The sequence below is a fragment of the Nitrospiraceae bacterium genome (genome assembly GCA_021373015.1).
Lineage (GTDB): Bacteria > Nitrospirota > Thermodesulfovibrionia > Thermodesulfovibrionales > UBA1546 > JAJFTJ01.
The window spans coordinates 110,296-120,177 of sequence record JAJFTJ010000004.1 but is presented as its reverse complement, the minus strand read 5'-3'; the positions used below and the strand labels follow the sequence as shown (position 1 = coordinate 120,177).

Annotated in this window: 7 protein-coding genes; 6 read left to right on the top strand and 1 reads right to left on the bottom strand. The window is 38.0% G+C overall.

The window, feature by feature from the left end:
- The 6 genes from pilB to LLF28_01305 all read left to right on the top strand — a co-directional run.
- The coding region (gene pilB / locus LLF28_01330; GenBank protein ID MCE5194092.1) for a type IV-A pilus assembly ATPase PilB at positions 1-1,494 on the top strand (1,494 nt) is incomplete at its 5' end.
- 27 nt (positions 1,495-1,521) lie between these two features.
- Positions 1,522-2,616 (top strand): type IV pilus twitching motility protein PilT, encoded by a 1,095-nt coding sequence (locus tag LLF28_01325; GenBank protein MCE5194091.1) that lies wholly within the window; start codon positions 1,522-1,524, stop codon positions 2,614-2,616.
- Positions 2,617-2,619: 3 nt separating this feature from the next.
- Positions 2,620-3,834, top strand: a complete 1,215-nt coding sequence (locus LLF28_01320) for a type II secretion system F family protein (protein ID MCE5194090.1) — start codon at positions 2,620-2,622, stop codon at positions 3,832-3,834.
- Between the two features lie 58 nt (positions 3,835-3,892).
- Positions 3,893-5,479: a PAS domain S-box protein gene (locus LLF28_01315; protein MCE5194089.1), complete on the top strand. Its 1,587-nt coding sequence runs from the start codon at positions 3,893-3,895 to the stop codon at positions 5,477-5,479.
- Positions 5,460-6,839, top strand: coding sequence for a sigma-54 dependent transcriptional regulator (locus LLF28_01310; GenBank protein MCE5194088.1), 1,380 nt, complete (start codon positions 5,460-5,462; stop codon positions 6,837-6,839). The genes LLF28_01315 and LLF28_01310 overlap by 20 nt, the downstream gene beginning before the upstream one ends.
- Before the next feature lie 93 nt (positions 6,840-6,932).
- The gene (locus tag LLF28_01305; protein MCE5194087.1) at positions 6,933-7,205 is read left to right on the top strand and encodes an HU family DNA-binding protein; all 273 of its coding nucleotides are present in this window, start codon (positions 6,933-6,935) and stop codon (positions 7,203-7,205) included.
- Positions 7,206-7,270: 65 nt separating this feature from the next.
- Here the strand turns inward: LLF28_01305 and LLF28_01300 are convergent, their stop codons facing one another.
- Positions 7,271-9,880, bottom strand: a complete 2,610-nt coding sequence (locus tag LLF28_01300; GenBank protein ID MCE5194086.1) for a CBS domain-containing protein — start codon at positions 9,878-9,880, stop codon at positions 7,271-7,273.
- Positions 9,881-9,882: the final 2 nt, after the last annotated feature.

The window sequence follows — 9,882 nt, the reverse complement described above, 5'->3', positions numbered from 1 at the left end:
GTAGACGACATCAAATTCATGACAGGGTACAACGTAGAGACAGTAATAGCAACAGAATCTGCATTGATAAATGCAATAACAACATATTATGGAGGAAGAGGAGAAGGATTGGTCTCTGCTAAACAACAAATGGCAGGCACAACAATGAAACTTGAGGCAAAAGATTATACCCTTTCTGATGAAGAGTTGGGCAGTAACGAGGACATGTCTTTTAACGAAGGACCTATGGTTGATGTGGATGAATTTGACAAGGTTGTTGGAGATGCGCTTGATGACATAGAGCAGGTTTCTGAAGTAGATGACAAGTTTTCTGGCAAAGGAGATGTTGAGGAACCAATAGTAAAACTTGTAAGCGGGATACTTATTAATGCGATTAAATTAGGCGCTAGCGATATACATATTGAACCATATGAAACATCATTAAGAGTGAGATTCAGGGTTGACGGTGTTCTTGCCCTAGCCATGAATCTTCCGTTGAAGGTAAAAAATTCTGTTACATCAAGATTAAAGATAATGTCAAAGCTTGATATTGCCGAGAGAAGGCTGCCTCAGGATGGAAGAATCAAGTTGAGGCTTGGCAAGAAGAGAGAAGTAGATTTTCGTGTCTCTATTCTGCCTTGTCTTTTTGGCGAAAAGACGGTTATGAGAATCCTTGATAAAACTTCCTTGCAGGTTGATTTGACAAAACTGGGGTTTGAAGAAGCTCCTCTTCAGAAATTCATGGAGGCTTTGAATAAGCCTTATGGGATGATACTTGTTACAGGGCCAACAGGAAGCGGTAAGACGACTACTCTATATTCTGCGCTCAATCACCTTAACAAGCCTGATATTAATATTATGACCGCTGAGGACCCTATAGAATATAATTTTCTTGGTATAAATCAGGTTCAGATGAAGGAAGAGATAGGACTCACTTTTGCAAGCACACTCAGGGCTTTTCTCAGACAGGCGCCGGATATTATTCTTGTTGGAGAGATTCGTGATTTTGAAACAGCAGAGATTGCTGTCAAGGCAGCGCTGACAGGACACCTTGTTTTAAGTACGCTTCATACAAATGATGCGCCGGGCAGCATAAGCAGATTGCTTAACATGGGTGTCGAGCCATTTTTAGTATCATCCTCTGTTATAATGATAATGGCTCAGAGGCTAGCAAGAAAAATATGCAGTCAGTGCAAAGAAGAAGAAAAGATTCCTAATCATACTTTGATCGATTTGGGTTTTTCAGAAGAACAGGCAAAAACTGTCAAGTGTTATAAGGGGAAAGGATGTAATGTTTGCAATAATTCCGGATATAAAGGAAGAGTCGCCCTTTATGAGGTTATGCTTGTTGATGAAGAGCTTCGCAGGCTTATACTTGAAGGAGCTTCAGCAGATGAATTAAAGAGATCCGCAGTAAGAAGCGGCATGAAGACCTTAAGGATGAGCGGTCTCACAAAAATTACAGAGGGAGTTACTACGATAGAAGAGGTTCTGAGGGTTACTTTTAAGGATTAAGATATACGATAATAGGGAGGAATATAAATGGCAACATTATATGACCTGTTGAAGACAATGATAGAAAAGGGGGCATCTGACCTCCATATCACAACAGGAAGTGCGCCCAGAATCAGGATTGACGGCAGACTTCTGCCTCTGGATCAGCCGCAGCTTGGACCCGCTGACACAAAAGCTCTTTGCTACAGCATTCTTACTGATGCGCAAAAACATAAATTTGAAGAGAATAATGAACTGGACCTTTCTTTTGGAGTAAAAGGGTTGAGCAGGTTTAGGGCAAATATATTTATGCAGAGAGGCGCAGTTGCCGGAGCATTCAGGACTATCCCTTTTCAGATAAGAACATTCCAGGATTTGGGCCTACCTGAAATTGTAAATGATTTAGTTAAAAAACCCAGAGGTCTTATTCTTGTTACTGGACCAACTGGGAGCGGAAAATCTACTACGCTTGCAGCCATGATAGATATTATAAATTCACAGCGAAGCGATCATATAATGACAGTAGAAGACCCTATAGAATATCTTCATCCGCATAAAAAATGTCTTATTAACCAGAGAGAGGTTAATGCTGACACTGCTTCCTTTAAGGCAGCATTGAGATATGTTTTAAGACAGGATCCTGATGTTGTTCTTATAGGTGAGATGAGAGATTTGGAAACCATAGAGGCTGCGCTTACTGTTTCAGAAACAGGCCACCTGACGCTTGCCACGCTTCATACAAATTCAGCTGTACAGACCATAAACCGTATTATTGATGTTTTCCCGCCGCATCAGCAGGAACAGATCAGGGTTCAACTGTCTTTTGTGCTTGAAGGCATATTAGCCCAACAGCTTATTCCAAAGAGAACCGGACAGGGAAGGGCTCTTGCTATCGAGCTGCTTATTCCAAATCCTGCGATTAGAAATCTTATCAGAGAAGATAAAATTCACCAGATATATTCAATGATGCAGACAGGCCAGACAAAATTCGGAATGCAGACAATGAACCAGTCATTATTTGAACTTTATTCAAAGGGACATCTGTCTTATGAAGACGCAGTTGCCCGTTCGAGTGTGCCTGAGGAATTAATAACGATGCTGCAGAGGGCATCCTCAGCTACTACGAATAAAGGAAGGGGGTAATAAATGCCAACAGTATTCCAGTGGTCAGGGAAAAATGTCAAAGGGATAATAGAATCAGGAGAGATTTCAGCAGGATCGAAAGATGAAGTTATATCTCAGCTCAGAAGAAAGAATATAATTCTTACCTCAATCTCTGAAAAGAAGGAAACAAAAAAATTATTTGGGGGAATTGGAGGAGGCAGGGTTAAGGATAAAGACATTGTTGTTTTTACAAGACAGTTTTCTACTATGATCGATGCTGGACTGCCTCTTGTACAGGCGCTTGAGATACTTTCGCAGCAGGTAGAAAGCAAAACACTGGCAAGAGTTCTTCTGCAGATCAAAGAGGATGTTGAAGCTGGCGCAACATATGCTGATGCATTAAAAAAACATCCGAGAGTTTTTACTGAACTGTATGCAAATATGGTTGCAGCAGGGGAGTCTGGAGGTATACTGGACACCATTCTTAACAGGCTTGCAGCGTATATAGAAAAGTCAATGAAGCTTAAAAAGAAAGTTAAGGGCGCTATGGTATATCCTGCTGTTGTTACTACTGTCGCGATCGGAGCCATAGCAGTCATAATGATATTTGTTGTCCCAACATTTTCTAAAATGTTTGCTACTATGGGAGGAACTCTGCCTACTCCTACACTAATAGTTATAAAACTTAGTCATTTTCTTGCAGGCATTGGAGGTCTTGTTTTGGCAGGACTTATTATTGGACTGGTTGTTTTCATTGTACAGTTCAGGCGTACAGAAAAAGGAAAAACTATAATCGACAGTTTATTGCTCAAACTGCCTGTATTTGGTGTGCTTATACAGAAGGTTTCTGTTGCAAAATTCACTAGAACACTCGGCACTCTGGTAAGCAGCGGAGTACCTATACTAGACGGTCTTGAGATAACCGCAAAAACATCAGGAAACAAAGTTGTTGAATATGCGATCATGGATGTAAGAAAATCAGTAACAGGCGGTAAGACATTGGCGGAACCATTAATGAAAGCAAAAATCTTCCCTCCAATGGTCACTCATATGATCTCTGTAGGTGAATCAACAGGAGCGCTTGACGCAATGCTGTCGAAGATCGCTGATTTTTATGATGACGAAGTAGATTCAGCGGTTTCTAACCTTACTGCGATGATGGAACCTATGCTCATGGTTTTTTTAGGAGGCTCCGTAGGTTTTATAGTTATCGCAATGTATATGCCAATATTCAAACTGATTACGCTTATAAAATAGAAAAGCGTTTTTTGAATTTGAAGGTTTGCAATGTACATTTGGGATTACAAGGTTAAAAGTGACTTTTCAGCATAATGATAATCCTCTGATAAGAAAACTGAAAGCCCTTATTACTGTAAGGGTGGTTTTTATTACAATCCTTCTCGGTTCTTTTTTTGTTTTTCAAATTGAATACAAAAGTTTTACAAACCTGTGGGCTGTATCAAATTTCATTGCAGTTCTCTATACATTAACAATAGTCTACTCAGTTTTTTTCAGCAAAATAAAAGACTACAACCGTTTTGCATATGTCCAGATAATTACTGACATACTGGCTGCTAATGCACTTTTATATCTCACAGGAGGCATAGAGAGCTGGTTTTCATTCCTGATTCTTTTGACCGTAATGTCATCAAGTGTTGTTTTAGGCAGAAGGGCTGGGTATATTGCAGCGACCCTCAATAGTATTCTTTATGGTTTAATAATTGATCTTCAGTACTACCGAATATTACCGATATCCTATGATTCAGCGCTTAGTGAAAAAGATTTTTTATATAATATATTTGTTCACATATCTGCATTCTATCTTCTTGCTTTTTTGAGTGGATATCTTTCTTCAAGACTTGAGAAAGCAGATTACGATCTGAAGAAACTTTCATTATTCAACAAGGAACTTATAGAAAATATTCCAAGCGGCATATTTTCTGCGGATGTAAAAGGCAGGATCCTGATTTTTAATAAAGCTGCGGAAAATATTACCGGCATACAAAGAGCAGATGCATTCAATAAAAAGATAAACGAGATATTCCCTTTTCTTGGTATTCTTGATAACGCTAATAACATAGAAGGCGCCATAAAAAATATCTTTGGAGAAAATAGAATAATCAGCCTTAATGTTTCCTCCCTGCAGTCTCTTTTTGGAGAAGAAACAGGATTTATCGGTATCTTTCAGGACATTACTGATATGAAAAAAATGGAGATAGACATAAAAAACAAAGAGAAGTGGGCAGCTATAGGAGAGCTTTCTGCAAATATTGCACACGAGATAAGAAATCCCCTGGCATCTATTAGGGGCTCAGTAGAAATGCTAAAGGAAAACAAGATTACAGATGAACAAAAACAAAAGCTTACAGAGATAGCCCTTAAAGAAATGGAAAGGCTGAATAATACAATAACAGATTTTTTGAAATTCTCAAGCCCTAGGCCGGCAGAATTCAGCTTATCTGACATTAATGTTACGCTGGGTGAAACCATAGAGCTTCTTGAGAATACTGTTTCTATGCCTGATAATGTTCTTATAATAAAAAATTTTGGTGGTTCTCTGTGGTTCAATGCGGATCACCAAAAGTTACGTCAGGTGTTTTGGAATCTTGCCATGAATGCTGTCGAGGCAATGCCTGAAGGCGGAGAACTTTTTGTCAGCACAATAAAAAATTCTGATAATGTAGAGATAAACTTTGAAGATACAGGGATGGGAATCCCAATGAAAAATATCAAAAAAATCTTTTATCCTTTTTTTACCACTAAAGCTGGAGGGACAGGGCTTGGACTTGCTATAGCATACAGAATTATTGAAGAACATAAAGGAAGGATAGATATAACTGACAATAAAGGACACGGAACTATTATCAGAGTTATAATACCCAATGCAGATGGAAAGCCTTAATAAAGGCAGGATTTTAATAGTTGAAGACGAAAAGAGCATGCGGGAAGTCCTTAACATGCTTCTTGAAGGGGAAGGTTATTATGTAACTGCTGCTAAAGACAGTACTGAAGGAATGCATTTTATAAATAAAGATATATTTGACATGGTGATAACAGACATAAGAATGCCGGAGATTAGCGGTTTCGAAATTTTAAAAAAAGTTAAAGATATCTCTCCTGACACAATTGTGATAATGATAACAGCATTTGGCACCACTGAATCTGCGATCGAGGCTATGCAGATGGGTGCATATGATTATATTCATAAACCATTCAAGATTGATGAGATCAGGCTAGTAGTAAAAAAAGCTTTTGAAAAAAGAAGACTCAGCGAAGAAGTTTCCATACTCCGAGAAAAGATTAAGACAACGTATGAACTTGGGAATATATTCTGGAAGAGCTCCACAATGCAGGATCTCTTGAATATTATCCCAAGAATTGCCCGTAGTAGCTCTAATGTTCTTGTAACAGGCGAAAGCGGAACAGGAAAGGAACTTGTGGCAAACGCCATTCATAACCTCAGCCCGAGAAACAACAAAAGTTTTGTGGCAGTCAATTGCGCTGCTTTTCCAGAAGGGCTTCTTGAAAGTGAACTTTTTGGGCACATGAAGGGCGCATTCACAGGCGCTGCATATAATAAGCAGGGGCTTTTTGAAGTAGCAGACAGCGGAAGTATTTTTCTGGATGAGATATGCGATATGCCTGTTAATCTACAGGCCAAGCTTCTCAGGATTCTTGAGAACAATACTTTCAGGCGTGTTGGCGGCACCAGTGATATTAAAGTGGATGTAAGAATAATTTCAGCTACCAATAAAGATATTAAAGAAGAAGTAACGGCCGGGAGATTTAGGGAAGACCTTTATTACAGGCTGAATGTTGTTCCATTACATATTCCTCCGCTGAGAGAAAGACAAGAGGATATCCCGCTTCTGGTTGAAAATTTTTTGAAAAAATTTTCAACTGTTAACAGAAAGGTTTCTGCTGATGTAATGAGACTTTTTATAGAAAATCCATGGCCTGGTAATGTCAGAGAGCTTGAAAATGTGATTGAGCGTATACTTTTATTGACTGACAAAAAAGAGATAACAGTTGATGATCTGCCTAAAGAGATTATCGGTTATTCAGCATGCCACGAATCACTCCCTGATCTTACGGACAGGGGCTTGGATTTAGAGGAAATAATCACAAATATTGAAAAAAAATATCTTTTGGATGCACTAAGAATGGCAAATGGAAGCAAAACAGAAGCTGCAAAACTGCTCAATCTGTCTTTTCGTTCTTTTAGACACAGACTTTCTAAATACTCCCTGAAACAGCTATGAAAAATCGGAGTTTTGGCTTGACAAAACATACTCTTCTTGATAGTGTTTACTGCAGTCATCCTTTTATATTTTTTAACGAAAGGAGGGGAATTGATGACAAAGGCTGAGTTAATTGACCGAATAGCCTCAACCACAGGATTGAACAAAACACAGGCTGCAAAAGCAGTAGATTCAACTCTTAATGCAATAAAAACTGCCTTGAAAAAGGGTCAGAAAGTTACACTTATCGGTTTTGGTACATTTTCTGCAGCAAAGCGTAAAGCAAGAAAAGGCCGTAATCCAAGAACAGGTCAGATTATTAATATACCTGCTGCCAAAGTGCCGAAATTTATAGCTGGTCAAGCATTAAAGGATGCATTGAAATAATTCATTTCCAAATTTAGAAATTATCCATGGGAGCAGCTTTAAGCTGCTCCCATTTGATTTTATTCCTACTGTCTGACCATCTCTTGTTTTATGAATTTTTCTTCGTCTTCCTTTGTTTTAATCCTGCCTCTGAGTTTTTCGTCAATCAATTTCTCAAAAAGTCTTGAATAAAGCGGCCCTGGTCTTACTCCCATTTTTTTAAGGTCATTTCCATCAAGAAAGGGTTTTGTTTTTCTTAATTCAATTAAATAATGAGATATGGTTTTTTGTTTAGTTTTGTCTTTGCATATAGCCATTGAAAAGAGCAATATCTCAAGGCTGATATCCTTCAAGAGATGATATGTTTTTACGTTATTATCAAATGATATTTTTTTGAGAATTTCTTTTCCCACAGCAATCCCGTTTATTATTGTCTGTTTTGTTTTTAAAGACATGTTAAGTCTTTCAGCTGAGACCTTTTTTTCATTTTCTTTCAGTTCTGACAGCAAAGCCATAATGTAAACTATTCCCTTATCAGGAATTTCTTCAAGATAAAGAAGATTAAACCATGCAAGTGTTTCAAAAACAGATTGTAATGAGGATTCAAGCTCATTAGTAAAAGTCAGAGAAGGATTTATTACTTTTAATAAGTCGAATTCTGAAAGTTTCTTCAGTGTTTTTACAGGATACTTTTCATTAAATGTGAGTATGAGTTCATCGTAAAGCCTTTCTCCTGAAAGCTTGCCGAACATATCTATTTTCAAGGTGGTTTTTATTAAATTTTCTGTGTGTTTGCTCAGTTTGAATCCAAATCTCTCAGAAAACCTTATTGCCCTGAATGCACGAGTCGGATCTTCTACAAAACTAAGATTATGGATAACTCTTATAATCTTATCCCTGAGATCGCGCTGGCCTCCAAAAAAATCTATTAACAATCCGAAATCCTTATGGTTTAACTTAACTGCCAGAGTGTTAATAGTAAAATCTCTTCTATAAAGGTCTTTTTTTATTGAAGATGTTTCGACTATTGGAAGGGCTGCCGGTGATTCGTAATATTCTGTTCGGGAAGTTGCAATATCAAGACTATGTTTTCCTATGCTTATTTTTGCAGTTCCAAATCTTTTGTGTGTTTTTATCTTTGCTTTAAGTTTCTCTCCAAGAGTTTTAGCAAAGAAAATTCCATCCCCTTCCACAACAATATCGATATCAAGATTCTGTTCCCCTCTAAGCAGATCTCTGACAGAACCTCCGACAAGATAAACATTTACCTTTAATTCGTCTCCTGTTTTGCCAGTCAGCTTTAAAAGACTGTAAATCTCTGATGGAAATTTTTCTCTTAACAATGAAGAAAGATTTCTCGTAAAAGAGGTCCTGCCTATAACCTCATGTTTGCCTATCCTACTGCGCTTCAAAAAATCTTCATACATTGTACGAAGAAGGTCTGTTCTTGTTATTGCTCCAATGATCAGATCGTTTTCTATAACAGGCATGAATCTCTGATTCTGAGCTACCATAATATGTTCTATTTCCCTAATTGGTGTGTTGGCTGTAACTGTGGAGGCGTCTGTTGTACAGAAATCTATTGCCTTGCTTTTTCCAAGTCTGTGAAATAGAGCTTTTTCAACGACCTCTCTTGAGATGAGACCTGTGTATTTCAAATTTTTCATGACAGGCAGGACATTAACGCCATATTTAGTCATTGTCTTCTCTATTTCCTTTATGGTGCTGTTCCAGTCTGTAGAAATTACAGGTGTTGTCATGATGTCAGATGCTGTTTTTTCAGGTTTTACATGAAGCTCTATTTTCTTTATAAGGCGCTCTTCAATAATCTCAATAGATGCTTCTTTTATTGTTGCAGATGCTGCTGATGGGTGTCCGCCTCCGTTAAATTCTTTTAATATATCAGCTGCGTTTAGTTCAGGGGCTCTGCTCCTTGAGACAATGAGTATTTTGCCTTCAATTCCTAATATTAAAAAAACAGCATCGATTGGTTCCATATCCATTATTCTGTGAGCAAGATGCGCTGCATCTCCCGAGTAGCTCTCGCGAGTTGCTTTTGCTATTTTAATTCTTATGCCTTCAATAATAAATTCTTTGGAAGACTGCAGCAGTTCATTTAAAATATCCAGTTCTTCTCGGCTGAGGTCTACTGTTAAAAAATTTGATACTATATTCAGATTTGCGCCATGCTTTACAAGATAGGCTGCTGCCAGCAGGTCTCTTTCAGTAGTTGAAGGAAAAGTCAGGGAACCGGTTTCTTCGTAAATGCCCAGACACATAATAGTTGCTTCCATGGGAGTAGGATGTAAATTTTTTGATTTAAGTATTTCTGAAAAAATCGTTGCTGTTGCTCCTACGTTATCTATAATCTCAAAATTTCCATGGATATCGTCATTGCTGTAAGGATGATGGTCGTAGATATGTATTTCAAGGCTGGGATTTGATATTGATTCACTGAGCAGACCAATTCTGTCGGATTTTTTTGTATCGACCAGTATCAGTTTTTTTATCTCAGAAAAATTTATATCTTTGATGCGTTTAAAAACAGCAGGGTGAAATGTCTCAATAAAATCTCTTAGTTTTTTTTCTTGTGAACCTGAAAAAACTATTTCTGCATCGGTGTAGAGTTTTTTTGCTGCGATCATCGAGGCAAAGGCATCAAAGTCAGCATTTATGTGAGAGGTGATGATTTTCACGC